We start from the raw sequence: 26,015 nt of genomic DNA, 5'->3' as shown, positions 1-26,015 counted from the left end.
CTATGAAAAACCAAAAACATAATGGAAGCCAATCCCGTGGTGGGTTGGCAGAGTTAAAATCCCGATTGTTATTTGTTATTCTTGGAATTTTAGTTTATAGATTAGGTGCTCATATACCAGTTCCTGGATTAGATCCTACAAAACTAGCTAATTTCTTTAATGAACAACAAAATACAATTTTCGGATTGTTTAATATGTTTTCTGGTGGTGCCTTATCGCGTGTAACGGTATTTGCTATCGGTATTATGCCTTATATTTCAGCCTCAATCATCATTCAGCTTTTTTCAGTTGTTTCTCCCAAGTTAGAGCAACTTAAAAAGGAAGGTGAGTCAGGGCGTAGAAAAATAAACCAATACACTCGGTATTTGACTTTGCTGTTGTCTATATTTCAATCTTTAGGTATGGCACGATGGCTTGCTGGACAGCAAATTGCTCTACAACCAGATTTTTCGTTTTATTTTACAGCTGTTGTTACTCTGGTAACAGGGACTATGTTTTTAATGTGGTTAGGAGAACAAATTACTGAGAAGGGAGTAGGAAATGGTATTTCTCTAATCATTTTCTCTGGTATTGTTTCTAGCATGCCTAGGGCGATTGCATCAGTTCTTCAACAAGTTAAAGAAGGACAAATGCAAGCATTAACATTAGTTGTGGTTGCTGCTGTAGTAGTTGTTGTAACCGGTTTTGTTGTTTTCATGGAACGAGCACAAAGACGCATAAGAGTTAATTATGCGCAGAGAACGCAGGGTAGAAAGGTTTATGCGGCTCAAACGAGTCACTTGCCTCTAAAAATAAATATGTCTGGGGTTATTCCTCCAATTTTTGCATCCAGTATCATATTATTACCTGCAACTTTAGCGCAGTTCTTTTCACATACGAAAGGAATGGGGTGGCTGTCTGATGTTGGAATGGCATTATCACCTGGACAACCGTTATATCTAATTGTTTATGCCGTCGCTATATTGTTTTTTGCTTTCTTTTACGCTGCATTAGTGTTCAATCCAAAAGATACAGCAGAAAACCTGAAAAAATCAGGAGCCTATATTCCAGGAATTAGACCAGGAGAGCAGACTACTAAATATATTGATTCAGTGATGACTCGATTAACTTTAGTTGGCGCTATATATCTAGTTCTTGTATGCTTATTGCCCCAGATTTTAATGTATACATGGCATGTCCCATTTTATTTTGGTGGTACATCATTATTAATTATCGTTGTTGTTATTATGGATTTTGTTGCTCAGATACAAGCCCATTTAATGACTCAACAATATGATTCTTTAATGAAAAAGGCTAATTTTAAAGGTACAAAATTACCTGGTCTACTATGATTTTTATCGGAGTTAGGAATGAAAGTAAGAGCATCAGTTAAACGAATTTGTCGCAATTGCAAAATAATAAAGAGAAGTGGCATTATTAGAGTAATTTGTAAAGATGCCAGACATAAACAAAAGCAAGGTTAATACCTACTTGATTTTATTTTATAAAAATAGTATTCTTCTGTCCCTTTCGACAGAACAAAATAACGTTCGGAGAAGTTAATGGCTCGTATTGCAGGAGTGAACATACCGGATCACAAACATGTAGTGATTGCTTTAACAGCTATATATGGTATCGGTAAGACTACATCATTAAAGTTGTGTGCAACGGTTGATATTAATCCTTCTACTAAAGTTTCGCAGTTAACAGATGCTCAGTTAGAAGCTTTAAGAACTGAAATAGCTAAGATGACTGTGGAAGGTGATTTGCGTCGCGTAGTTACAATGAATATTAAGCGATTAATGGACTTAGGCTGCTATCGTGGACTAAGACATAGAAGAGGATTACCCGTGCACGGACAACGTACGAAAACCAATGCTCGTACAAGAAAAGGCCGTAGAAAAGGCACTAGTTCTTGATTTTTTATGTAGGAAAATAAGATGGCAATTACAAAGTCAAAGCAGCAAAAAGTAAGAAAAAAGGCAAAGCGTGTCGTATCTGATGGCATAGTTCATGTTCATGCATCTTTTAATAACACAATTGTTACATTTACTGATAGGCAAGGCAATGCATTATGCTGGGCTACATCAGGTGGATCAGGCTTTCGTGGCTCCAGAAAAAGTACCCCTTATGCGGCGCAAGTTGCAACTGAAAGAGCTGCTGCCGTTGCAAAAGAATATGGTATGAAATCTGTCGCGGTATTTGTTCATGGTCCTGGTCCTGGTAGAGAGTCCACTATTCGTGAATTAATATCCCAGGATTTTAAAATTGTTGAAATAACCGATGTTACTGGCATACCTCATAATGGTTGTAAGCCACCTAAAAAACGTCGTGTGTAAGACTCAGGAGTAATTAATGGCTAGATATCTTGGTCCAAAGTGCAAATTATCACGTCGTGAAGGTTGTGATTTATTGCTTAAAAGTGGTGTTCGTGATCATAAGTCCAAGTGTAAATCTGAAAAACTACCAGGACAGCATGGTGATAAAAAACCACGTTTGAATAGTTATGGTATTCAGCTTAGAGAGAAACAGAAAATTAGAAGATTGTATGGTGTTCTTGAAAAGCAATTCCGAAACTACTATAAATTAGCTGCCGGTCAAAAAGGTTCTACTGGTGAAAATCTGATGGCCCTTTTAGAAAGACGACTTGATAATGTTGTTTATCGTATGGGTTTTGCAAGTACCCGCGCTGAAGCGAGACAGTTAGTAACTCACAAAGCAATACTTGTTAATGATAAAATTGTTAACGTACCTTCTTTTTTAGTTAAACCAGGGGACGTAATCACTGTTCGCCAAAAGGCTAGAGGACAAGGTCGTGTTGGAGCTGCTTTAGCTCTATCAGAACAAAGAGTTCCTTGTGATTGGATTACTGTAGATGCTGCATCTTTTAAAGGTACATTCTCTACGGCGCCGACGTTAACAGACTTATCTTCAGACTACAACGTAAACCTTGTTGTAGAACTTTACTCTAAGTAAGCTCGGAGAAATAGCTGAATGTATACTGAAATCAATGAAATGCTGACGCCCAAGGTGCTTAAAGTACAAGCTGAATCACCGTACAAGGCTAGAATAGTTTTAGAGCCTTTGGAGCGAGGTTTTGGTCACACTCTCGGCAATGCTTTGAGACGTATATTGTTGTCATCTATGCCTGGAAGTGCGATCACTGAGGCTTCAATAGATGGTGTTCTTCATGAATACAGTACTATCGAAGGCGTTCAGGAAGATGTGGTTGATTTGCTGCTTAACCTCAAACTCGTGGCTATTAAAATGACTGTCGGCGAAGAAGGGCTAGTTACTTTAAATAAAGAAGGGCCCTGTCAAGTTACAGCTGGAGATATTCAATTAACTCATGGTGTAGAGATCGTTAACCCTGAGCTTGTTATTGCCACATTGAATGAAAAAGGCAAATTGAATATGACTTTAAAAGTCGAAAGAGGGATAGGTTTTCATAATACAGATTCTTTCATTAGACATTTTGATGATGAAATTGAACAGAAATCTGTAGGAAAATTGAAGATCGATAATAGTTTTTCACCTGTCAAAAAAGTGGCTTATGTAGTTGATAGTGCGCGGGTAGAGAATCGTACCGATCTTGATAAATTAACAATAGAATTAGAAACAAATGGAACAATTGATGCAGAAGAAGCAATTCGTATTTCTGCAAGCATTCTTCAAAGACAACTTCATGCTTTCGTGGATATGAAGTTTGAAGAATCTCGTTCTGATAATAAGGAGCGCAATGATTTTGATCCTATTTTATTACGTTCTGTTGATGATTTGGAATTAACTGTTCGTTCTGCTAATTGTTTAAAAGCAGAAAACATTCATTATATTGGCGATTTAGTTCAAAGAACTGAAAATGAACTTCTAAAAACACCTAACTTAGGTAAAAAATCCTTAACTGAAATTAAGGATGTTTTAGCATCACGTTCATTATCGCTTGGAATGAAACTTGAGAATTGGCCGCCAGCAAATTTAGGCGAGTAATATTTAGGAGTCTTTGTTATGCGTCACCGTAATTCAGGGCGTAGTTTTAGCCGTACAAGTAGTCATCGTAAAGCCATGTTTTCTAACATGTGCTGTTCTTTAATTGAGCATGAGATCATTAAAACTACTCTGCCTAAGGCTAAAGATTTGCGCCGCTACATAGAGCCTTTAATTACTGTTAGTAAAGCTGACTCAGTTGCGTCTCGCCGTCGTGCTTTTGACATCTTACGTTCTAAAGCTGCAGTTGGAAAACTGTTTACTGATTTAGGACCACGTTTTGTCAAGAGACCAGGTGGATATATTCGGATTATTAAATGCGGGTATAGAGCAGGTGATAACGCCCCTATGGCTATAATTGAACTACTTGACAGACCAAAAAATAATAGTGAAGTAAATGAATAATAAAAAATAGATTGTGAGTTAAATCTATTTTCATTTAGTTGAGTTATTAATAAAAAGGCCGGTGTTCTAAAAGCACCGGCCTTTTTGTATTTAAAGATTTACTAAATTAAATGATAAAGTACAGCTGGCCGGGCGCAATTGAGAAAAAGAATAGTTGTATGTCGGGTAGCAAATCGCCCGACGTTTTTGTGTGCGCGAGAGCATTATTTCAAGCATTTATAACGACTTTGCCTGTGTGGTTTAGCATGTTTCTATGCTTCTTCAGCTGAAAGTTTCGGCAAGGGCGTTATCGAGTAATTTGTTGCTGAGCCTACAGTGCTCATACTAGGGACGTGGGGCCTAATCTACGTAGAAAACATTAGGATAAGGCAATAAGCTTTATCCTAATATTAGTAGTGAAGTGTTTTCGTGGAGACTACATTAGAAAGGAATATCATCGTCCAACTGATCGAATGCATCTTGTGCTGCTTGTGGCGATTGTTGTTTATTCGCATTTTGTTGATGTGTTGGCGCAGATTGTTGCATTTGCGGTACATCATCATAATTAAATGAACTGTTGCCTCCCCCTTTACTATCAAGCATTTGAATGTCTGAGGCAACGATTTCAGTCGTATATCTGTCCTGACCTTGCTGATCTTGCCATTTACGTGTTCGTAAGCTACCTTCAACATAAAGCTTAGAACCTTTACGGAGATACTCTCCAGCAATTTCACCTAAACGATTGAAGCAAACTACACGATGCCACTCAGTACGATCTTGCTTTTCGCCTGTAGTCTTATCCTTCCATGATTCACTGGTAGCAATGGACAGGGTGGTTACTGCATTGCCATTTGGTAAATAACGAACATCAGGATCTACTCCCACATTACCAATTAATATTACTTTATTTATTCCTCTTGCCATCAATTATCTCCTCTCAGCACAGTAAGTTAGATTATACCTAATTAATGTGCTGTTGCGTAGCAAGTGTGTCGAATTAAATGGATACTAAGAGTTTACTATTGATGTTAAAGCTTGTTCCGCGCTTCCGTTTTGATAATTCTCTTCATCTATACGTAAATAAATAGTGCTCTCATCTTTTGCCAATGCAACATCTTTAATACCTGGGACATTTTGTAATACGTGAAGAACCTCTTCGTCATTTTTAGCCGTAGCTGTATAGTGTAATATTAGTGAAGAAAGATAGGTATTGGGTTTCATATAACATGCAATAATAAACCATAAAGCACCAAGTATGGTATTTGCGATAAAGATTCCTTGACTACCGCTCCACTGGTATACTATTCCGGCTAGTGACCCGCCTGCAAAGATGCCTAAAAATTGGCCTGTTGAATAAATGCCCATTGCCGTACCTTTATTATTTGGATTGGCTTGCTTTGATATTAGCGATGGCAGAGACGCTTCGAGGATATTAAAAGCAATAAAATAAAGAAACATAAGTAGACAGAGGCTAGCCCACATTGAGTGCGCCCACGCGAGTAGGGCCTGAGAAATAGTAGTAGTAAGGACTGACAATAAAAATATAGGCTTCATCAGTTTTCTCTTTTCCGCCGCAATAATAAAGGGAATCATAAAAAGGAAGGAGCCTACCATTAGTGGTAAATAGAAATGCCATTGTTGTGTCAGGTGTCCTGCTTTAACTTGTTCACTAAGAATCATTGGGATAGCAAAGAATGTTGCCGTTAAAATAAAGTGTTGGCAGAAAATTCCAATATTTAATCTTTGCAAATGTCGGTTATTTAAGACTGATTTAAATAAGCTCGGATTAGCTTCGCTATCCGCATGGAATAATTCTTTTCTGGGAGTTGGGATAACAAAGTGAAGTAACAATAAACCTATACTTGCTAAAGCCATTGTTACATAAAAAATCCCTGCTAAGCCAAAGCGGGAGGATATAGCAGGACTGATAACCATAGCTAAACTGAACGAGGTGCCTATAGTCATACCGATTACAGCCATTGCTTTGGTGCGTTGGTTATTAGGTGTTAAATCCGCTAACAATGCAATTAGAACAGAGCCTATTGCCCCCATACCCTGCATCGTTCTAGCGACAATAACCCCGTAAATAGAGTCAGTAATTGCACCGATTAAGCTTCCAAGGATAAAAAGGAGTAGACCTAAGGTTAAAATGGGTTTACGACCAAACTTATCAGAGAGCATACCAAAAGGGATTTGCAAGAGTCCTTGCGTCAACCCATAACCGCCTAATGCAATACCTATTAGAGCTGGGGTTGCGTGGTTTAATTGTGCAGCATAAACCGAAAATACGGGGATCAGTAAAAATAATCCCAACATACGAAAGGAAAAAATTGCAGCGATAGGAAAAACAGTTTTAGACCAAGAGTAAGCCATTAAATTTATATACTAATTATGATGGAGTGCAAATGGTACAAAGTTAGGGCTAGAGAAACAAGGGAATTTATTACTTGATTCAAGATCTGTATGTATTTGTGAGTAAAATAAGAGCGGTAATTTGCGCAAAATCTTGTTTACTTTAGATAACTTAGACTATGGGATAGGTTCTGTGGGCTTTTACATACTTGTCTTAATCAATCATGGTAATTAATGAAGAGTACTTTATGGTTTGTCAAAACAATTATTTATTGATGAAATAAGAAAGGATAGCGAATGTTTTTAATTGACATGACTCTATAATCGCGGTAGTTTGGTGCTTTTTTATACTGGGGATGTCTTTATGAGCTCTATCTTTGCTGGAAAAGTTGGATTAATTACAGGCGGCGCGCGAGGTATAGGCAAAGCGACGGCGTTAAAATTAGCTCAAGCAGGGAGTGACATCGCTATAGTTTATTATAATAGCTCTGACGAAGCGCAGAGCTTAGTTCAAGAAATTCAAGACATGGGGCGAAAAGCGGTAGCATTGCAAGCTAATGTTGCTGATCATCAATCGGTAAAAGACATGTTTTCTCAGTTTCGTGAGCATTTTACCCATCTTAATTTTTTAGTCAGTAACGCTGCCAGCGGCGTTTTAAAACCGGCGCTAAAAATGTCTACTAAACACTGGCGATGGTGTTTGGAAACTAATGCTTTGGCGTTAAACCACCTGGTTTCTGAGGGACGGGAGTTGATGCCTAAAGGCGGAAGGGTTGTTGCTCTATCAAGTTTGGGGGCTTCACGAGCTATTCCCAACTATGCATTTATAGGGGCATCAAAAGCGGCGTTAGAATCATTAGTACGTTCATTAAGTCTTGAATTAGCTATATATGGCATTACTGCAAATACAGTATCTGCCGGGGTTGTTGATACGGATGCTTTAAAACATTTTCCTAATAGAGAGCAGCTCCTAGATGAATATCAATCTCGTGCTTTGGCGGATAGGCCTTTAACTCCCCAAGATGTGGCTGATACAGTATACCTCCTTTGCTTACCCGAAGCATCTATGATTAATGGTCACACTTTATTTGTTGACGCAGGCTACAGCCAGATTGGATAGGTTAAATATTATACTTTTCCCGTATTAGGTGATTAAAACAATTTTTATGATATAATCGCTAGCTTTGTAATCTAGGTGAGTTCTGAGGAAGAATTATGAATATGGCTGACGTTTACCCTAAAGTTAGGGAAATTATTGCTGATGTGTTAGTAATTGATCAAGATGAAATCTCTTTAAATAGCCGTTTAATCACGGATTTAGGTGCAGAGTCTATTGATTTTCTTGATCTGGTTTTTCAATTGGAAAAAGAATTTAAAATTAAAATCCCTCGTGGACAATTAGAAAAAAATGCCCGTGGGGATTTAGCTGAAGATGAATTCGAAAAGGGCGGTGTTATTACTGCTGTAGGCCTTGAGGCGTTAAAAAACTATTTAACAGAAGTCCCTGCGGATCAATTTAAATCAAATATGAAAGTTAATGAAATCCCAATGCTGTTTACCGTTGAAACATTTTGCAAATTAGTCGTTTCTGCAGCGGTTCAGCAACAAAGTCTGGAAACTACTGCTTAATGAGTTTTTTGTTTGTCGATAGAATTGTTGAGCTAACCTCGGGTGAATGGATTCGAGGGGTTAAGCATATTAACAGAGATGATTTTTATCTAACTACTGATGCACAAGGTAAGCTTTGTTTTATCTCGTCCCTAATTGGTGAGACATTAGGGCAGTTAGCTGCTTGGAATGTGATGCAGCGCAATGAGTTTACCTTAAGACCTGTTGCTGGTGTTGTTAGTTGTGCCAAATTGCATCGTCCTGCATACGTGGGGGAAACGCTCTTACTTGAGTCTTACATAGATTTGATTGACGATAAGGTCGTGCAATATCACAGTGAAGCGAGGGTTGGAGATGAGCTGGTTTTTAGCATTGAAGGGGCTTTAGGTCCATTATTGCCAATGAGTGATTTTATTGGCATAGGAGAGATTAAACGTCAATTTGCTGAAATATACCGTCCTGGTGATTGGGCTGCAATAAGTACCATAGTAAATAGTGATGCAATAGATGATCAACTTAATGCGTCATTTAACACAGCTATAGCTCCAATGATGTTTGACCGAGTTCTTTTAAGTGAGCCCGGAAATAATCTTGTTGCTGAAAAGCGGATAAGTAAGTCTGCACCATACTTTCCTGATCATTTTCCCTATAAACCTGTATTGCCAATGACAGTATTATTGGAATGTAAGATAAATTTAGCTAAAGAGTTTATAGCTCGTGCGAAATATGATGTAAATTATCAAGTAAGCGAACTACGTAAAATCAAAATGAATGATTTTATTCTGCCAGGTGATGTCATTGTTTGCCATGTAAAAGTAAAGAAGCAAACGGATGATGAATTAATATTGACTTATCGTAGTGAAGTTGATGGTAAGCGTGTTTGTGTTGTGGACGTAGTGCTTATACCCCAATAGGTAAATAATATGAAGAAAAGACGAGTAGCAATTACAGGGCTAGGCGCTGTTTCAGCAATAGGCCATGATGTTCAATCAACTTGGACTAATTTAATGGCTGGACAATCCGGAATCGCCCAGATAACTCATTTTGATGCCAGTGCTTTTCCAACTTATATTGCAGCGGAGGTAAAGGATTTTAGCCCAAACCCTGCATTGAAAAATAAACATACACGTTTTGCAATGTCTTTTACCCATTTTGCTCTAGAAGCAGCAAAACAGGCGTTCAATGATGCTGGAATTTTGCCTACGCAACAGAGTTCGTCGCGATGGGGCGTTGTTACTGGTAGTGGAATGATGACTGCTGAGTTTGATTATCTCCGTCGATTTCAACAGGCTTGTGCTCAGGATGGAGAGACGAATTGGGAACTTTTAAACACCAATACCAGTGAATTTTATAAACTAGTCGATTTTGGAAAAACCACCTCAAACTCGGGCTTATCATTATTGATTCAACAATTTGGTATATCTGGTTACGCTTCTTCCGTTCATACCGCGTGTGCGTCAGGAGGCCAGGCTTTGGGGTTGGCTATGCAGGTGATTCGTCGTGGCGAAGCAGATTATATGCTTGCTGGGGGATTTGACTCCATGATCAACCCTTTAGGCTTATCTAGTTTCTGTTTGTTAGGTGCTTTGTCTACTTATAATGACACACCGGAAACGGCCAGTCGTCCTTTCGATGCGACACGTAATGGGTTTGTATTGGGTGAGGGTGCTGCGTTTTTAATCCTGGAAGAATGGGATAAAGCAAAAGCGCGCGGTGCTCGCATCTATGCGGAATTAGCTGGCGAAGGAAATTCTTTAAGTTCTTACCGCATCACGGACTCCCATCCCAATGGTGATGGAGCAATCCAAGCCATAGAACGGGCCCTTCATGATGCCGGTTTGAAAGCCAATGATGTGGATTATATTAATGCCCATGGTACGTCGACTAAAATGAATGACTTAAGTGAAACCAATGCGATTAAAGCCGTTTTTAGTGATAGAATTGCTAATCTACCGGTAAGTTCTACTAAAAGCCAGACAGGGCATTTAATTGCGGCTGCGGGAGCGCTGGAGGCTGTGCTGTCAGTTAAGGCGATAGAACAGAGTCGAATTCCTCGAACAGCAAATTTAACAACTCCAGATCCAGAATGCGATCTAGATTATGTGGTTGATGGTCCTCGAGAAAAATCTTTAGGAGTCGTTTTATCGAATTCTTTTGGTTTTGGTGGTTCAAATAGTTGTTTGTTGTTTAAGCATCCTGAGTTTGAAGGAGCAAGTGAATGAGTGGTCTCAATAGAGTATTTATTACAGGCCGAAGTGCCCTGACTGCTTCTGGATCCACTGCTGATGAGACGTGGAATGCAGTGCTTACAGGTAGTTGCGGAATTGATGAGATTAAACAATGGGATCTAACAGGTTGGTCACATCGCCTGGGGGGAGAATTAAAAAATTTTCAACCGGCTAAAATGCTACCAGATCGTAAACTGATAAAAGCTATTTCTCGTCAAGATGTAATAGGCATAAATGCAGCTGTTCAAGCTATTGAGCACAGTCAAATGATTGCCTATAGAGATACTCTTGAGTGCAGTGATTCTTTTAACGAACAAACAGCCCTCTATGTAGGATCTCCTGGGAATAAATATTTTCAACAATATGATTTTTTACCTTTAATGGCGAAAACTAAAGGGGACATGCAGCGTTTTGCTACGCAATTGTTTGATGAAGTGCATCCTATGTGGTTATTGCGAATTTTACCTAATAATGTGCTTGCTTACACCGGTATTACATACGGATTTAAAGGACCCAATCATAATATTACAAATCATGCTGTAAGTGGGGCACAAGCTATATTGGAAGCCTACCACGCTATTCGTACTGGCCAAGCAGAACGTGCAGTGGTTGTTGCTTATGATATGGGTATAGAACCACAAGCTTTATTTTATTATAACCAGCTAGGTGTGCTCAGTGAGCGCCATTTAAAGCCTTTTGATAATGAGCATGATGGAACGATTTTAGCTGATGGCGCTGCCGCCCTTGTTTTGGAAAGCGAGGCTTGTGTTAAAGCTCGATCAGCGACTTGTTATGGCGAGCTCATTGGTGGTTTATCTGCCAGTGAGGCGGATGGATTATTTTCCTTAGAAGCGGAAGGTAAGCCATTGATTCACCTTATTCAGCAAACTTTAGCGACTGCGGGGTTATGCACGAAAGATATTGGTTTGATCGTCACCCATGGTAATGGTAATCGTAAATCAGACAATAGCGAGGCGCTGGCTATTGGGGAAGTTTTTACTGAAAATAGTGTACCTGTTACGGCCTTTAAATGGTCAACAGGACATACTTTATGTGCCTCTGGAATTTTAGATGCAGTAATGACCACATACGCTCTCGAGACAAATTGTGCCCCAGGGATTGCTAACTTGCAGCAAATTGCAGCTTCTTGCGAGCACTTGTCATTAAGTAGAGACCATCAAAAAATAAATGGTTCTTCTTCCGCATTGATGATTAATAGAGGGTTCGCTAGTATGAATGCTTGTTTGGTGATTAAAGCTTGTGACTAAAATGGCCCAACAAATTGAAGCGCTGCCCGTCAATTTAATGGGGCGATTTATTTATTATTTTTTGCCCTATAGGCGACAATTAATTTTGGCTAATATCTCTCAGGTATTTAAAGATCGCCTTGATGAACAGCAAAAGAAACACTTGGCTAAATCTTATTATTCGCATCTCGTGACCTCACTTAAGGAAACATTGAAATCACGATTTATGAGTGAAAATAAAATGCGTGATTGTGTTACCGTCAAGGGGCATGAACACATGCTTTCTATAGTGGCTCAAAAAAAAGGAGTTTTAGTACTTACCGGGCATTTTGGTAATTGGGAATTTGCTCCTTTAGGCGGTGTGTTAAGTTTTAAAGAATTTTTGGGGCAATTTCATTTTATCAGACGAACTTTGCGTTTTAAGGCATTGGAAAAAATAATGTTTAAACGTTATTACCAAGCCGGCTTGAATGTAATTCCTAAAAAAAACTCCTTAGACCAAGTGTGTACCGCATTAGAAAGGAATCACGCAGTAATTTTTGTGCTGGATCAGCATGCGTCTCTAGTTAATCGCGATGGTATTGCTGTAGAGTTTTTTGGTAAGAAGGCAGGAACCTATCGTAGTCTGGCGATGTTATCACGTAATACTGGTGTTCCTGTTGTACCTGCAGCAAGTTATCGGTTACCCAGTGGGAAACATATTTTAGAGTTTCATGAACCGATTCCCTGGAAAGACTATGATTCAACTAACGAGTCACTTTATCAGAATACCCTTGCATATAATCGGGCTCTAGAGCAGATTATTTTGGCACATCCTGAGCAATGGAATTGGATGCATAAGCGCTGGAAACTATGATTTTCATTACTGCTTGCAAACGTTAGGATGGGTATTATTGTAATGATACAATTTTTTTGTAACTTCAGATTATATAAGCGACAAAATAATATAAATAATGTTAAAATTGCGACCATCTAATCGATAGATTTCTTCATAGTAATTACCCATATGTTTTTAAAATTAAAAAAATCTTTATATACTAGAAATCATAGCCGTGAAAAAGAGATTGGCGATATTTTCAATAAGACGTCTACGAGCTTAAGCTATATTATGACATTAGCTATTACCGTCTTTTTTACTCCTGCAGTGATCACAACTAGTTTTTTTTCAAAGGAAAGCATAGTGGCTCTAGCCAATTTATCACTGAGCTTGGGCTATTTAACCAATTTTGCTTATAGAATCTATCAAGGTGAGGTTAGTAAAGCGGAATTATTGATCTCATCATTAACCTTAGCGGCGTTTTTAACCATTGCTTATTTTTTATGTCCACCTATTGCGGCATTTTCCTTTTTTAGTGCACTGGCCTTTTTAAATCAAATGGCTATTGCTACTAATTTGTTTTTTTTAATGAAACACGTTGTTGTTCCTCCTTGTAAAAAATTCATTGAGAATATTGCTCAATATCTGGGATTTAATATTGCTGCCCGGTATTACTCAAAACCACCGTTAACACTAGAGAATGATCGTTACGTTCTTGATTTATTATTGATGAAAACTTATGGGCACGATAGTTTCTCTCCCGACTTCAAAGAATCAGAGATTGAGAGTTTTAATAACTTATTATCTAAGTTAACAGAATATATTGATAAATATGATGAGTCTATTTTAGGCTATATAGCCAATAAAGAGGCCATAGTTGATTTGGAAAAGCAAATTGCTCAACTCACTACTCGCGGAGTAACTGATTCAAGTTATGCTTTTATTAGAAGAAAAATTGGATTTAAAACAACTAAAATAAATCTGTTGAATGAGGCTAAAAACTCAGTGCTTACTGCGCTTGAGGAGCCGAAAAATGATGCATTACATGCTTTACGTTTCTTTACAAATGTTGATGAACGTGAGTTGAACGAAAATGGAGAGGACCTATTATGCAGAGGGCTTGAAACTCTAGAGTTTGAAATTGCCAGACAACAGGAGAAGATAGAGTCGTTAAAAGCCTGTTTACCTCCAGCAAGGTAACCATTTCATGTAATGATATCTTAAGGCTTTTATACGTAGCCGTATTAGCACAATGTAATGCGGGAGTGTATGATTATGACTTTGTCTACTTCGGCTCTACATCCTTAAGTTGGCACTAATAATCGTTCATCATTGCTGCTTAAGGTCGATTATATGCTTGTTTACTGTGTTCATCTCTCAAGTTCTTTAATACTAAAAAGAGTTTATCTATTTCATCTTCATTTTTAAAAGTTAAAACCATAGTGTTTTTTTGAACTTTTGAAATTTCATAATGAAGAAGCATTGAGAAATTATGAATACTTAATTCAATTATCCCTTGTTGCCCCACATCACGGTTATTTTTAATTACTAAGGCACCAGATGAAGATATATTAATAATGTCTAATGAGCCGTTACTTGTTTTAGCATGGATTATTCCTTTATTTTTAATGCGGAAGAATCCTCTTCTCTCATCCATAATAATGTCCTGATTGTAATCTTATTGTTTTATTTTAGAGCTTTCGCGGTAAATCCGTCAAGCGACAAAAGCCCTATCCCTGCTAATATGTACCTAGGTATCTAATTCTAGGTACATACCACGAGTGAATTAATGCATTGTTAAAGAGGGCTCCAGTGATTCTGTTGTTGCGGACGATGTTAGTGGCTGAAATAATGAGCTTAATCCCTCTTTTGCCCAACTATATGCGTTGTAGGCTAGTTCGGTGGTGGTTTCTATGGTGGACTCTAGAGTTGCTTCTAAAGTTGTTAAATGACTCACTTCAGCTTCTGATTGAACAGTCACAACCGCAGTTTTTTCTTCTTTTTGTTCGAGAGGAGGGCAAATTAATTCTTCAGTAATTTGTTGTAAAGAAGGGGCTATTTCTTTGATTTGCTTCAACAAGTCTTGTAGTTCAGCATGTTGATCTTTTATTAAAGTCAACTCTAATAAGCGGGATAAGTTAGCAATCACGAGCGTTTGGTTTTGCTCTAACCAGCTATGCAGCGCTTTATCTTCTGCACTATGCTCATGAAATTTTAAGAGCAACAGATGAAGTTTTTGCCTTATTTCTAGCTCATTTCTTGTCTTGGGCTTTAATGAATAGTTATTTATTGCTTCAGCTAGTTGTTCAAGACTTTCTTGAGTCATTGGTAATGTTAATTCTTTCAATAGGCTTGTTATATTCAACTCTGGTTTATAAGAAAGTATGGAGAGCATTGGAGGGGAATTGAATAACGGTTCTTCTTCCGGAGCAATAGGCTCTGAAGACGCAAGAGCAACATAGGTAGGAGGGTTTGGCACAAAAAAACCCGTCCAGCCGTAGTACCAACACCGTCTTAGTCGCATGAATACACGAGCAAAAAATCCCGTTTCTTGACTAAAACTTAATTCACGCTCTGCTTCAGTTTTTGCTTTAGTTGCAATATCAATAATTTCTTGATGTTCTCTTGTGTCTAATTTTTGCAGAGCCCAGGTACATAAGTTGATAACCTGAGTATAGTTTTTTTCTCCTCCTTTTAAGCCAAAATGTTGTATTGCTTTTGTGGCATCAAATATGAAGAGAGCAAAACTTATTTGTTTGTCATATAAATCGGAGTGACGCAAAAAAGAAGTAAATAGTTCTTCTCTAATAGCAATATCTAGTTCTGGTCTAATCATTAGAGCCGCAATTTGATGTATCAATTTGCGGCGGCTACCAGTGCACCCTTCATGGATATAGAAGTCTAAATAATCATTAATTACGTTGCTGATTTTAGTTCGATCTCCCTTAAAATAAATTAAAAAGTAATTCAATGAGGTGATTGGTCTTCTACTGTCTATAAGTGTCTCAATTAACGAATGTTCGGGGGTAATTACCTCTGCTTCTGGCTTTTTAACTTCTTCCGATTTGCCACTTAATAAGTTGGAAAAAAATCCTCCTGATTTTTCATGTTTAGGTGTGATGGTCGGCTTTAATTGTATTGGTTGATTCATGCGCTCGATATTTAATCTGTTGCTATCATAAAATAATCCTATCTCTCCCGATTGAGCATTCGCCCTCAAATAATGATTGGTTAAAAGAGCTGTTTTATTACTTAATTCAGAAAACTCATGTTGGTTACACAGGGAAATTAATAATTGGATAGCGTGTAAGGAAAACTGGTGATCTTTTTCCAATAAACTTCCAGTTAATTTATTGATATAATTGACATAATTTTGATGTTGATGTCCATGAAGAAAGAGACGAATGGCCAGAATAAGGCGTTGTTCTTCATTATGTCCCATTAATGTTTTGGGGATCGAGGGAAATAAGTCTAAATGCTGAATTATTTTAGTAATAATAGCCTCTTTTTTGTTTTCATCCATTTTGTTTAATGCGCTTTCAATATGAGTGTCGGCAACTTTCATTAAGTGGGCTAGAGGAAAATGAGCATTAGGCAAAGACGAATAGTGATTCATCCAATAAATAATAACCTCAGGATGAGGATGTTTTTTAAGTAATGCATCAATTTGTTCTTCCTTTAGTTGATGAAAATGGGGTATAGAACAAAGAATACTTACTGCTGTTTCTGTTGGTAGTTTATCGAGTACGGCCTCGGTTAGGATGCTGATATCTAGCTGATGAACAAGAGCATTAAGACGGGACGGGCTGTAAATTTGATTATTATCTAGCCTACTTAAAACAGACTCTCCTTTCAAGCTTGCCAGATATTCCTGTTGAGTTAAGAGGTGGATAATCAATAAGGAATGTACTTGTTGATTAGGTACTATTTTAATTAACGCCAGTATTTGTTGAGGGGTAAATCTGTTAATTTCCAATATAGTTAGAAAAGCTAATTGATTTTTTTCATTTTCATTAATGCTTTTTATGTATGCACCATTTCCTAAGGCTGCTGTTAATAACTCAAAATTTTGTGGTGCGCTATTTTTCATATAACTCTCCAGCCAACCCCATGAGCGAAGGTTAATAATAAAAGGAAATAAAGTGCTGTCTTGCGGAGCTATCAGCATGCTCTGTTCGCAAAGCCAGGTTATTTGTGAAGGAGTTAACTCTTGAGTATGCTCGACAACATGTTGGAGTACTTTGGCCAATATTTTTTGTTCTATAAGATGTTGTAGTAACTTATGTAACTCTGATGCCTCTTCCAGTTGTTTTTCATCTAAGGTGCTAAGCCAATGCAAAAATCCGTCGGTGACAGGAGTCATATTGTGATTGGTAGTACCAGAAATAAAGGAGTTCCAACTCAGCCAATAATATTGTACTAAAGGATAATTCACTTTCTGTTTTGTCGTTATCTCATGCATTGTCGCGGCATATGCTTTTATACTTTTTTGACTGTGCTGAGTCAGCCATGAAGTGCTTTTTTTAAGAGGAGCATTTGCTTTTTTCTCTATATTGAGCATAGCCGCATAAATACTGGCATCGGCACAAAACTGTTGTCTCTGTTTGAGAGTTTCTGGCTGTTCTGCTGATGTAGCAAACGATGTAAATTCCGCCATTGGATTACTTAAGAAGAGTAAACGCTGTAGCGATAAAATACTGTTGAGTTGTTCATATGAGTAACATTCAATCTGTTCGGCACTAAGATCCGCAATACTTGTAGGTTGGGGATCCTTATTTTGTTTTATTTGTTTATTGAACTCCATTTGCAAGTCATGCAGGCATAGTTCCCCATGTGAAGAATGAATTATTTTTTCTAGTAATTCAGCATAACGGGAGGGGGCGTTAATAGAGGCATGAATAATGTGCTTGACTAGTTGTACATTAAGGCGTTGCAGAATTTCTTGGGCTCTGCGTGGACTGTCTAATATTTTATTTAAACTTTGGAGAAAGGGATGAGGATCATTGCTGGGACTGATAAATATTGCTTCATAAGAGTTTAAGCAATGGATCAACGTTTCATTTGACAGATGATTTAACCTTTTCTCAGCTAAATAAGTTAATCGTTCCTCATTAGTCTCATCTGGCGTATAACTAAAGCCTAATTGTGTTAAGTGTTCAAGTCTTTGAGATGCGTGAGCAATACGCTGAGTCATCAGTTGTAGCTCTATGTGTAACCAATCAGCATGATGGGCTGTGTGTAATGTTGAGGATAAACATAGTGTAGCAATTTGCTCCTCATTTAATTCACTATTTTTAATAGGTATGATTAAACAAAGAATATTTTTTAAGGCCAATAAATTGAGTGACTCAGTGACTGCTATTAATTGATGTAGTACGGCCGCATCTAGAGTTAATAATTGTTTAATTAATTCGGCTCTCGGCGTATGTAGGTTGATCTTTTGTAATAGTTGTTGTGCTTTGTAAGAGGCTTGGCTTTGTTCGGAAAAAGAATTAAGTAGAGTAGATAGTTCTGCAGGTGTAATTGATGTAATGAAATTTTTTAAGAATGCATCATTTATGGATGCAGATAAAAAAGAAAAAAGAGCGTATTGAACAAGCCATTGATTTTGTTCATCATTATTTTGAGTAAGTGATGCTGCTTTTAACCCGACTGTTAATACCTCTGAAAAATTAATGTCTGGTTCTAAGCTAAAGCGCTTTAACCACTCGGTGTGTAATACACTAGCATTTTTTAGTAAGTCTATGTTTTCTTGCCGAGGTGGTATTGCCGCTATGTCCGTCGTAAACCAATCAAATAGTTGCGGGAGAGAAAAAAACCTCATAATTTGCAACTGAGAAGAATAACCATTTAGGGTATTTTGCAGCAATTGATAATGTTCTTGCTCTAAAGGAGCGATCTTTGAGCAATAAGATTGTAATAAAGAAACTAATTGATCTGATAAGGTCTTTTCTAGTCCTTCATTTTGAGGAGAGGTTATCAATGGGAGTAAAATTGCTGAATAAAGTTCCGTTTGCTCAATAGCTCGTTTGGTTGACTCCCGCGTATTTTCATCTTTATAGACACGGATAATTTCCAGCAGACCACCATGCATTAATGACAGTTTTTGTTGCCATTTTGCTGAGAGTAATAAAGCAAGTGGATTTTCAGTTTTGGCATTAAAAGGGCTAAGTAATACTGATAGTGCTTCTATTTCTTGATTTAAATAAAATTGCTGTTTTATCGTTTTAAAAATATCTTCTAATGTTAATTGTTCAACAACGTGCGCTGGATATATTTTTTTAGTCTCTACATTCATGGCTGAATTGCGAGCTATTTGGCTTAAATAACTGGCCTCATTGACTATCATATCTAAGGTGGGGTTCTGTAAATATTCATTAAGATAATCGTGGTAATACGTTTTATCTTGTAATATCTCATCTAAAAGCTGTTGGTCTTTTTTATCAATAGTGAAATTAGCTAAGGCGGCAATCGCTTCTGGATTGATAAGCCATTGTTCTAATCTTTGGCTGAGTACAGTCGCATTTTTACCGTAAACCTGAAATAAAGCTTTCGTAAATTTTATACGATTGGCTTGAGGAAGGAGGGGGTTAGCTAAAATGGCGATCAAGTCAGAAGCGGAGCGTATATAGTTAAATAATTGGCTTTGTTGTATGGGGGATAAATGCTCTAATCCCTTTTCATGAGTCAATAATTCTCTCGCTATATGATTGGAGTTTTCATGACCATCAATTAATTGAAATAATTCAGTAGGCTCAAGAACATTCATTAATACTGACAGTGACTGGATATGAACTGCTGATAGTTGGGGTTGAGTAAACAACTGCCGTGCTAAAAGAATTTTATATTCAGGTTTAAGCCAGGTAAATAGCACTATAAACTGGTCAGGATTAAATGCTTGAGGTGGACTAAATAAGATAAGTTGTAGTAGCTTTTGAAATAGGGGATTGTTCGCTAATTGAGGATCTAATTGTGCCGATTGGCAATTAATAAGTAAACGAACTAAGGGATGGTTATTGATAGAGACGGATTTAAAATCAAGGTTAGATAGCCATCTTAATACAGTTTGTGTAAATGCTTCCTCTTTACAAACTAATTGACTCCAGTTTGCGTCCTTTTCAATAAGCGAGGAGATTAAATTTATCATCAGCTGGTTTAATTCTGCAAAATTGTTGCTATTTTCTGCTTGCTTAACTAGTGTGTTCAGGAATTTTAAATAATTAACAATAAGTTTTTTATTAGCAAATTTAGAGGCAATAAGTGCCGTCTTTTCATCTAGAAGCAACGCTTGGAGGATGTAAAGGAGCATGTTATTTAAGTTAGTGGTTTTTAACTGGCTTAGGGTTGCTTGAAGAAATTGCTGTCTCCAGTCCTTATCTTGAGCGTGTATATAGTGCTGTAAAGCCAGTAATGGAACGTCGCAATTATTTTCAGTAGACAGTTGGCTGGTTATCTGGGCGAATGCGGCAGGGATAGCTAACGTTTTTTTCTTTAAAATCACGTCTAGTAACATGGTATCTGGCGGCAAAAGCGAGAGTATCTTCCCTAAATTGAGTTTTTGCGCACCATGTCTTTCGATTAGTGCATCCAACCAAATAGGAGCTTGTTGTTTTAGCTGAGTAGCCGGAGTATTTTTGATAAGCCAATACCAATGTGCCGGATCGAGTTGTGGCCAAAGTTCGTCAAATAAGACGTGACGTGTAACAAATAGATATGCGTGCTGACTCAATATAGGATTATTATTAGCATAACAAACATTCTCTAATAGTTTTTTTATAAAATTTAATTGTTCTTCCACACTTAATGTTTTCACCCATGCTGTCGCTTTTTTCCAATTAATTAGGGTGTCTGGGGACACGGAGTGGGCGAGAAGAATGATAAGCGACTCGGCATTTATATTAGGGGGTAATTCCTTAGTCTTAGCTATTCTTAACGAACCAAGATATGGCTCTTGCTGGAGATACTCCATTTGGGATACCTGAGTTGATACAGCATTAAAAAACTCAGGGCGAGGAGCTTGAGCTAGAGTAAAAAAGTCCTCTTCTTTATAATCTATTCCTGGCTTTATTAACTCCCAACACGCTTGCATTATTCCGGATAGATTTTTTCTACCAGTAGGTGTTCTATTGTTTTCTGTAGAATGTAAGGTACTAAATACCGCAGTCAATTGCTCCGGATGCGTACGAAAGTACGCTAACCAAATGAGTGCTATTTGCTGTAGCCTTTCTGTTTCAAATTCATAGCAGTTAAGTATCGCGTCCATTCTATGTTTTATTGCGTCTTCAGGACTAGTCCAGGTTACTAAAGAATACATGGTCGAATAATTGGTTGTTAGATGAGCAACACATTGTGGTGTTTCTAAAAGGACATCTACCAACTTTTTTACAAAGGCTTGTTGTGGCCATTGATTAATTAGCGCAGTGGGCTCAGGGTCTCGATACAGGCGTTGGCAAAAGATGAGTAATATTTGATTTATGGTTGATTTATATTGGCTATATGGGTGAGCATGAGTCAACAGATCCCCAATCAAATTAACTAATGTCTTATCATTCAATTGCGCAATGAATTCATCTAACAATTCTGGATGAATAACTGGGGTGTTCCTTAATAAATAAAATAACTGAGCATGGTTTTTAGGATGTTTAAATAGCTCTTTAAAACAGGATAAATAATTTTTATCTAATCCTTGAGCAAACATTGATACGTAGAGGGCTAATAAATCTTCATTTGATAGTCTGCCAAGGATCGATACAATAAGTTCAACCTCATTAGGATGCTCTTTGATAAAGAGCATGCAATGGGGAATTAAAAGGGCATTATTTCTGTTGACCTCTATTAGTGTTTGCAACCATTGGCTAATTAATTTGGGCGATGATAAATGCACTCTCATCACGTCAATAGCTAATTGCGCCGTGTATGTTGGTGATGTACTGACCATGACTGCTAATTGTTTCAATAATTTTTGCGGATCAAGCAGTTTATTAATGTGGGTGCAAAATAAACGAATAAAATCCGTAACTAACTCTTCATCAGGATAATGCCCCATTGGCCCTAATATAGTCATGCGTTTATGGAAGAACCCTAATTGTTCTATATTCATCCTTCTTAAACACAGTTGCCTTAAGGATTGATCTTTAATTTTAGAATGGATTAAGAAGTCAATCGCCATGCAAGACTCACTCTCGCTAGTGGCTTCAAGGCAGCGGGCAATGATATGGGCGTTTTTTGTGACATTGTATACATCATCTAAGAATTGTATTGATCTTGGTGTTGCATTGGGTTGTTGTTGGATGATTTTTAGATAGGCTTGGAACAACTCTTTTATCTCTTGTTCGGGAACTGTTGTGAGTGCGGCGGTTAATATTGATTCAATTTTTTTTATAAAATGAGAATCACTCCAATCATAACATTGGGGTTTCTTTAATAGCCTATAGATCAGTATTTTTTGTTGGGCTGGATTCTTTTCAATTTCAAGTAATTGTCCCATTAATAAATTGGCTAATGGGGGGGGATCATTTAACCTTGTCTGCAACATCAGTTCATTTTGCGATGCCTGTTGCGTCAAAAATGCAAGTAATTGTTGGTAGTTTGATGTGTATATATGATTTAATTTTTTCTGATTAGGGTATAATTTTTTTTCATTTGGTTTCGGTGTATTGGGTTCTGCTTGTCGGCGTAACTGAGCTAACAGAATGCTTTGTTCTTTTCCCTCTAATAATAAAAGCAGTTTTTCTATTTCTGATTGATTTAATAATATTATACGAGAAGTTAATAAAATATTGATTAAGGTTATTTGATGTGTTTTGTCACTCCAAGATAAAGAATGAATGTATTCAACCAATGTTTTTAAACAGGAGTAATTAAAATTATTGGCGTTTAGTAATCTCGAAAATAGAGCCTCAATCACTGTATTGGGTAAGCTGTTTAATATAGCTATTAATGGTTCATGTTGGTAATGTAACTCTATTCCTTTAACTAGAGAGGCTAAGGGTTGCTCCCATGCTGATGCTTCATTTGGTCGTTGACTTTTTAGGTCTTTAATGAGTAATTGGCAAGCATTTATATCTTTTTGGGATAAAGGTAAAACAAAATCAACCATGCGATCCTCCTTGATCCATAAGTGAACGGACTTTCTTGTAATCTCTTCATCCCGAAGAGATATAAGGCCGAAAAAAATAATTTAACCACCTATGTTTTAAATCACTTCTTTGGACTCAATAAATAGCATCCCTTGCATCATCGCCATTATCTGAACTATGACCTGATTTTGCAATTAGTCTAATAAGTAATGGTTGTAACCAGAATAACTGGTTGGAAAAAAAATTCAATAGTTGTTTTAAAATTGGTAAAGGACTGGCAGCAAGGGAATTAAAAACAAAGGGGTAGACCTTCGATAAGGGCTTTCGCTGTTAGCAAGGAATTCCAACATATTTGCAAAAACTACGTTTACTCTATATAAGCAAAGTTGCTTCATAGACAAAAGTAGCTGGTCCTGTAAGTCTTATTGAACCACTCGTTTCCGGCCAATCAATAATTAAATTCCCTCCAGGGAGCGTTACGGTGATTTGCTCTGCTAGATTATAGAATAAGCGGCCAATGGCTGCAGCCGCAACTGCGCCACTTCCACAGGCGAGGGTTTCGCCACAGCCTCGTTCATAAACACGTAAATTGATGTGATTTTGATTAATGATTTGCATAAACCCTGTATTGGTTTGCTCAGGAAATCGTGGATGTAGACTTATCTGTTGCCCTAAGAGTCCGACTGGAGCGGTTGTGATATCGGATACTAATAACACGGCATGAGGATTGCCTACACTGATGGCGTGAATGGAAACATGTTGATCGTGATTGAGTGTAAGAGAATATTCTGACATTTGCTTTTCAGCAATGAAAGGAATTTTTTCCGGTGTTAGCGCCGGAGTACCCATTTCAACACTGACGCTATTATCTTGATTAATATGCAATTCCATTTGAGTGGTACTGGTCGCTATTTTTAGTGTATTTTTGGTGGTTAAGCCATAATGCTTAGCAAAAAGTGCTAGACAGCGAGCACCGTTGCCACATTGTCCTACCTCGTGGCCATCCGCATTAAAAATACGGTAATTAAAGTCTATTCCATCTCTCCGACTAGGCTCAATGAGTAAGCATTGGTCAAAACCTATGCCTGTATTACGTATGGCAAGTGCGCTTATTTGTTCTGGAGTAAGATGTATCTTTTGATTAATGCCATCGATAACCATGAAGTCATTCCCTAAACCATGCATTTTTGTAAATCGTAGGCTCATTGTCCTTCTCTCTGATAGTTGTTATAAGTTCTCTTTGGGGGGTGTTTTACTGACTCAGCTTTTTCTGGCGAGGGCAGATATAAAGGCCCTTTTTGGCCACACGCCGTTAAACAAAAAAAAGCAACGCTGACTAGCAACGCTAATTTAATGCATCTCATTAAAGTAATCCTAAATTGATTATAGCCATTCGTCTTGTGCTCCTAATAAAGTAGCTTATGAAAGAGCTTATTACCACAATAAGGAAATGCTTGGTTGTTTTCATAATGACAGAAGGAAAGAGTAACTATAAATTTATTATATGAAATTTATAGTTAAGATCAAAAGTCATCACTTATAAATGGCAGGTAGGTCGTTCATCATCTTCTTCATCCTCGGCGAATATGCTATTATTGCGCTCATTACGTAGCATTTTTATAGTGTCATGTACCGTTTTCGTAAAGCGATAAGATGATTGAGGGAATATATAAAAGTCCTCATGACAGTCTAACGTAGCTCCCATATCGTTTTTTTCTGTCCAACTGAGAGCATAGGTTAGTAAATCAGGAATTGTACCTTCCCCACTATATTCTGGCGTGACACGAATGTGAATTTGCGCTGTCTTTTTATCAACAAGTGTTTTCCTGATAAATAATTCGATTGCTTCTAAGGTATTGTAGTTTGCAGCTGCAGTGGAGGGAACCATATTAATAATTTCTTCGGTAGAGTCCGCAACAATAAGATCTTGTGTGTCTCCCAAAAAATTAGCGATGAGGTGTGCCCAATGAATTGATCGGCCTCCTGTGGGGCTAATTTCTATCTCGTGAGCTCTAAACACGTCAGCGGCACTAGCCCCCATTATAGAGCGAGCGCTTTGCCGTCCTACTCCGATGCGATCGATAATAATCGGAAGGGTGGCAACATATTCAACTGGTTCCGCCCTCTTAACGAGTAAGTTGGAGAGATTCTTACAAATGTCGTCGCTTGAGACATCACTAACATTGACTCGCCCTTGTCCAAGTGATTTACCGTAAGGAGTTAAGTGCTTAAAGAGTGTATGTCTGTTGTTCCCTGTATGTATATTACATACAGGCCTTACTTTGCCTCCTCCGGGAGTTTGTCGCAACTCTAATCCAGGATATCTTTTTTCCGGTGTGGCACATGATAACGGAGTAATCCTTACTCCCTCGGTTTCAAGTTTTTCTGCTACCTCATCTTCAGCTGCAGTACTTTCATAAATTAGCGGATTAATACCACCATCATCTACATAAAATGAACGGATATTTCTGACTTGTGGTTTCGTTTCTATATATTTTCTTTTAACACTTCGCAGGGGACCTGAGGTATTTAAACCATCTAGCAATTGGTCACGACTGATTTTTCGTATAGTACATAATGCTTCGATGATAAATGAGTTCGTTACTTTCTTTCTGTTTTGTTGCTCAAATTTTGCAATGAAGGCATTCCATTCCGTTCGGGTAATAAATAGACTCTCTAATTGCCTTGTTTTTAAAATAGGATGATTTTGTAGAAATTGAGCAATTTTCATTGTGTTGAGCGATTGGGGTTCTTGAAGCGCAAGGATGATTTTTTCTTGATCTGCCGGCATTATATCTGGGGCGATTAATGCATTAAAAGTAAGGCGGATTTGAGCGATGGGGGTGCCACTATGACGAGCAAGAGCCTTGAGAAAACTCGTTCGTTTGGATTCATTTTTTTCTTGCTCATAGGCCTTACTGTAATCTAACCATTTTTGTGTGCTGATTTCATGGAGATAATCTTTTGGTACAAATTCATAGATAAGCGAATCTAGCATACGACAATACTCTAAAGGTTAAGTAGCCATTTTAATGTAATTTAAAGTGTATTCTTGGTATTATTGGGAAAGTTCTACTTAATAGCCTTTATTTAACCCCTTAGAACACATCGCTTCCTAAGAGCAGATAATTATATCCTAAGGAAGTTTTTTTAATTATACAGGACGATAATATTTTAATCACTAGTATTGCCCGACATAATTTAAAAATTTGGTTTATTATTGAGTAAATTTGAAACCATGAGGTAAGATATTGGTTTTTCAGTGTTTATTTGGTCGCTGTGATGAATGTTTGTTGTATCTTTTTAAGATACTAAACTTGCACTACTTTCATGCATT

At 37.6% G+C, this 26,015-nt stretch carries 21 protein-coding genes; 14 read left to right on the top strand and 7 right to left on the bottom strand.

From position 1 onward, the window contains the following. The first annotated feature begins 2 nt into the window (after positions 1-2). The 7 genes from secY to rplQ all read left to right on the top strand — a co-directional run bounded on the left by secY (position 3) and on the right by rplQ (position 4,368). The gene (gene secY / locus LFA_RS12705) at positions 3-1,331 is read left to right on the top strand and encodes a preprotein translocase subunit SecY (RefSeq protein WP_045096533.1); all 1,329 of its coding nucleotides are present in this window, start codon (positions 3-5) and stop codon (positions 1,329-1,331) included. A gap of 18 nt (positions 1,332-1,349) precedes the next feature. After that, the gene (gene rpmJ, locus LFA_RS19535) at positions 1,350-1,463 is read left to right on the top strand and encodes a 50S ribosomal protein L36 (protein ID WP_078061441.1); all 114 of its coding nucleotides are present in this window, start codon (positions 1,350-1,352) and stop codon (positions 1,461-1,463) included. Positions 1,464-1,541: 78 nt separating this feature from the next. Continuing rightward, positions 1,542-1,898: a 30S ribosomal protein S13 gene (rpsM, locus tag LFA_RS12700; RefSeq protein ID WP_045096532.1), complete on the top strand. Its 357-nt coding sequence runs from the start codon at positions 1,542-1,544 to the stop codon at positions 1,896-1,898. Between the two features lie 21 nt (positions 1,899-1,919). Further along, the gene (gene rpsK / locus LFA_RS12695; protein ID WP_003633055.1) at positions 1,920-2,318 is read left to right on the top strand and encodes a 30S ribosomal protein S11; all 399 of its coding nucleotides are present in this window, start codon (positions 1,920-1,922) and stop codon (positions 2,316-2,318) included. Positions 2,319-2,334: 16 nt separating this feature from the next. After that, a complete protein-coding gene (rpsD, locus tag LFA_RS12690; protein WP_045096531.1) occupies positions 2,335-2,955 on the top strand; it encodes a 30S ribosomal protein S4 in 621 nt (206 codons plus the stop codon). Between the two features lie 18 nt (positions 2,956-2,973). After that, complete coding sequence (locus LFA_RS12685; RefSeq protein WP_045096530.1) at positions 2,974-3,966, top strand: DNA-directed RNA polymerase subunit alpha; 993 nt, start codon at positions 2,974-2,976, stop codon at positions 3,964-3,966. Between the two features lie 18 nt (positions 3,967-3,984). Then, entirely contained in the window at positions 3,985-4,368 is a 384-nt protein-coding gene (gene rplQ / locus LFA_RS12680) for a 50S ribosomal protein L17 (RefSeq protein ID WP_045096529.1), read from the top strand. A gap of 420 nt (positions 4,369-4,788) precedes the next feature. On the opposite strand, the gene ssb is transcribed toward rplQ, so the two are convergent. Continuing rightward, positions 4,789-5,271, bottom strand: coding sequence for a single-stranded DNA-binding protein (gene ssb / locus LFA_RS12675; protein WP_045096528.1), 483 nt, complete (start codon positions 5,269-5,271; stop codon positions 4,789-4,791). A gap of 84 nt (positions 5,272-5,355) precedes the next feature. Then, on the bottom strand, positions 5,356-6,720 hold the full coding sequence (locus LFA_RS12670; protein ID WP_045096527.1) for an MFS transporter: 1,365 nt from the start codon (positions 6,718-6,720) through the stop codon (positions 5,356-5,358). 343 nt (positions 6,721-7,063) lie between these two features. Here LFA_RS12670 and fabL point away from each other — a divergent pair, with 343 nt between their 5' ends. The 7 genes from fabL (at position 7,064) to LFA_RS12635 (ending at position 13,799) form a co-directional block, all read left to right on the top strand. Further along, positions 7,064-7,819: an enoyl-[acyl-carrier-protein] reductase FabL gene (fabL, locus tag LFA_RS12665; RefSeq protein ID WP_045096526.1), complete on the top strand. Its 756-nt coding sequence runs from the start codon at positions 7,064-7,066 to the stop codon at positions 7,817-7,819. Between the two features lie 95 nt (positions 7,820-7,914). After that, positions 7,915-8,328: an acyl carrier protein gene (locus LFA_RS12660; protein ID WP_045096525.1), complete on the top strand. Its 414-nt coding sequence runs from the start codon at positions 7,915-7,917 to the stop codon at positions 8,326-8,328. Next, positions 8,328-9,221: a hydroxymyristoyl-ACP dehydratase gene (locus tag LFA_RS12655; RefSeq protein ID WP_045096524.1), complete on the top strand. Its 894-nt coding sequence runs from the start codon at positions 8,328-8,330 to the stop codon at positions 9,219-9,221. The genes LFA_RS12660 and LFA_RS12655 overlap by 1 nt, the downstream gene beginning before the upstream one ends. Before the next feature lie 9 nt (positions 9,222-9,230). Next, on the top strand, positions 9,231-10,529 hold the full coding sequence (locus LFA_RS12650) for a beta-ketoacyl-[acyl-carrier-protein] synthase family protein (protein ID WP_045096523.1): 1,299 nt from the start codon (positions 9,231-9,233) through the stop codon (positions 10,527-10,529). Continuing rightward, positions 10,526-11,803, top strand: a complete 1,278-nt coding sequence (locus LFA_RS12645) for a beta-ketoacyl-[acyl-carrier-protein] synthase family protein (protein WP_045096522.1) — start codon at positions 10,526-10,528, stop codon at positions 11,801-11,803. The genes LFA_RS12650 and LFA_RS12645 overlap by 4 nt, the downstream gene beginning before the upstream one ends. After that, a complete protein-coding gene (locus LFA_RS12640; RefSeq protein ID WP_045096521.1) occupies positions 11,796-12,638 on the top strand; it encodes a lysophospholipid acyltransferase family protein in 843 nt (280 codons plus the stop codon). The genes LFA_RS12645 and LFA_RS12640 overlap by 8 nt, the downstream gene beginning before the upstream one ends. Positions 12,639-12,788: 150 nt before the next feature. Further along, the gene (locus LFA_RS12635) at positions 12,789-13,799 is read left to right on the top strand and encodes a hypothetical protein (protein ID WP_045096520.1); all 1,011 of its coding nucleotides are present in this window, start codon (positions 12,789-12,791) and stop codon (positions 13,797-13,799) included. A gap of 139 nt (positions 13,800-13,938) precedes the next feature. On the opposite strand, the gene LFA_RS12630 is transcribed toward LFA_RS12635, so the two are convergent. The 5 genes from LFA_RS12630 to LFA_RS12615 all read right to left on the bottom strand — a co-directional run bounded on the left by LFA_RS12630 (position 13,939) and on the right by LFA_RS12615 (position 25,676). Beyond that, positions 13,939-14,256 (bottom strand): hypothetical protein, encoded by a 318-nt coding sequence (locus tag LFA_RS12630; protein ID WP_045096519.1) that lies wholly within the window; start codon positions 14,254-14,256, stop codon positions 13,939-13,941. 129 nt (positions 14,257-14,385) lie between these two features. Continuing rightward, positions 14,386-22,698: a hypothetical protein gene (locus LFA_RS12625; RefSeq protein WP_045096518.1), complete on the bottom strand. Its 8,313-nt coding sequence runs from the start codon at positions 22,696-22,698 to the stop codon at positions 14,386-14,388. Between the two features lie 352 nt (positions 22,699-23,050). Then, a complete protein-coding gene (gene dapF / locus LFA_RS12620) occupies positions 23,051-23,884 on the bottom strand; it encodes a diaminopimelate epimerase (protein ID WP_045096517.1) in 834 nt (277 codons plus the stop codon). After that, entirely contained in the window at positions 23,881-24,042 is a 162-nt protein-coding gene (lptM, locus tag LFA_RS19890; RefSeq protein WP_157010362.1) for an LPS translocon maturation chaperone LptM, read from the bottom strand. The genes dapF and lptM overlap by 4 nt, the downstream gene beginning before the upstream one ends. A gap of 173 nt (positions 24,043-24,215) precedes the next feature. Next, positions 24,216-25,676: a hypothetical protein gene (locus tag LFA_RS12615; RefSeq protein WP_045096516.1), complete on the bottom strand. Its 1,461-nt coding sequence runs from the start codon at positions 25,674-25,676 to the stop codon at positions 24,216-24,218. Between the last annotated feature and the right edge of the window lie 339 nt (positions 25,677-26,015).

This window comes from Legionella fallonii LLAP-10 (assembly GCF_000953135.1).
GTDB lineage: Bacteria > Pseudomonadota > Gammaproteobacteria > Legionellales > Legionellaceae > Legionella > Legionella fallonii.
This window is presented reverse-complemented; position numbering and strand designations above follow the sequence as displayed.

What these genes read in the sequence shown, in the direction of transcription:
- secY (WP_045096533.1), top strand. Translation starts at nt 3, where the DNA reads ATGAAAAACCAAAAACATAATGGAAGCCAATCCCGTGGTGGGTTGGCA.
- rpmJ (WP_078061441.1), top strand. Translation starts at nt 1,350, where the DNA reads ATGAAAGTAAGAGCATCAGTTAAACGAATTTGTCGCAATTGCAAAATA.
- rpsM (WP_045096532.1), top strand. Translation starts at nt 1,542, where the DNA reads ATGGCTCGTATTGCAGGAGTGAACATACCGGATCACAAACATGTAGTG.
- rpsK (WP_003633055.1), top strand. Translation starts at nt 1,920, where the DNA reads ATGGCAATTACAAAGTCAAAGCAGCAAAAAGTAAGAAAAAAGGCAAAG.
- rpsD (WP_045096531.1), top strand. Translation starts at nt 2,335, where the DNA reads ATGGCTAGATATCTTGGTCCAAAGTGCAAATTATCACGTCGTGAAGGT.
- LFA_RS12685 (WP_045096530.1), top strand. Translation starts at nt 2,974, where the DNA reads ATGTATACTGAAATCAATGAAATGCTGACGCCCAAGGTGCTTAAAGTA.
- rplQ (WP_045096529.1), top strand. Translation starts at nt 3,985, where the DNA reads ATGCGTCACCGTAATTCAGGGCGTAGTTTTAGCCGTACAAGTAGTCAT.
- ssb (WP_045096528.1), bottom strand. Translation starts at nt 5,271, where the DNA reads ATGGCAAGAGGAATAAATAAAGTAATATTAATTGGTAATGTGGGAGTA.
- LFA_RS12670 (WP_045096527.1), bottom strand. Translation starts at nt 6,720, where the DNA reads ATGGCTTACTCTTGGTCTAAAACTGTTTTTCCTATCGCTGCAATTTTT.
- fabL (WP_045096526.1), top strand. Translation starts at nt 7,064, where the DNA reads ATGAGCTCTATCTTTGCTGGAAAAGTTGGATTAATTACAGGCGGCGCG.
- LFA_RS12660 (WP_045096525.1), top strand. Translation starts at nt 7,915, where the DNA reads ATGAATATGGCTGACGTTTACCCTAAAGTTAGGGAAATTATTGCTGAT.
- LFA_RS12655 (WP_045096524.1), top strand. Translation starts at nt 8,328, where the DNA reads ATGAGTTTTTTGTTTGTCGATAGAATTGTTGAGCTAACCTCGGGTGAA.
- LFA_RS12650 (WP_045096523.1), top strand. Translation starts at nt 9,231, where the DNA reads ATGAAGAAAAGACGAGTAGCAATTACAGGGCTAGGCGCTGTTTCAGCA.
- LFA_RS12645 (WP_045096522.1), top strand. Translation starts at nt 10,526, where the DNA reads ATGAGTGGTCTCAATAGAGTATTTATTACAGGCCGAAGTGCCCTGACT.
- LFA_RS12635 (WP_045096520.1), top strand. Translation starts at nt 12,789, where the DNA reads ATGTTTTTAAAATTAAAAAAATCTTTATATACTAGAAATCATAGCCGT.
- LFA_RS12630 (WP_045096519.1), bottom strand. Translation starts at nt 14,256, where the DNA reads ATGGATGAGAGAAGAGGATTCTTCCGCATTAAAAATAAAGGAATAATC.
- LFA_RS12625 (WP_045096518.1), bottom strand. Translation starts at nt 22,698, where the DNA reads ATGGTTGATTTTGTTTTACCTTTATCCCAAAAAGATATAAATGCTTGC.
- dapF (WP_045096517.1), bottom strand. Translation starts at nt 23,884, where the DNA reads ATGAGCCTACGATTTACAAAAATGCATGGTTTAGGGAATGACTTCATG.
- lptM (WP_157010362.1), bottom strand. Translation starts at nt 24,042, where the DNA reads ATGAGATGCATTAAATTAGCGTTGCTAGTCAGCGTTGCTTTTTTTTGT.
- LFA_RS12615 (WP_045096516.1), bottom strand. Translation starts at nt 25,676, where the DNA reads ATGCTAGATTCGCTTATCTATGAATTTGTACCAAAAGATTATCTCCAT.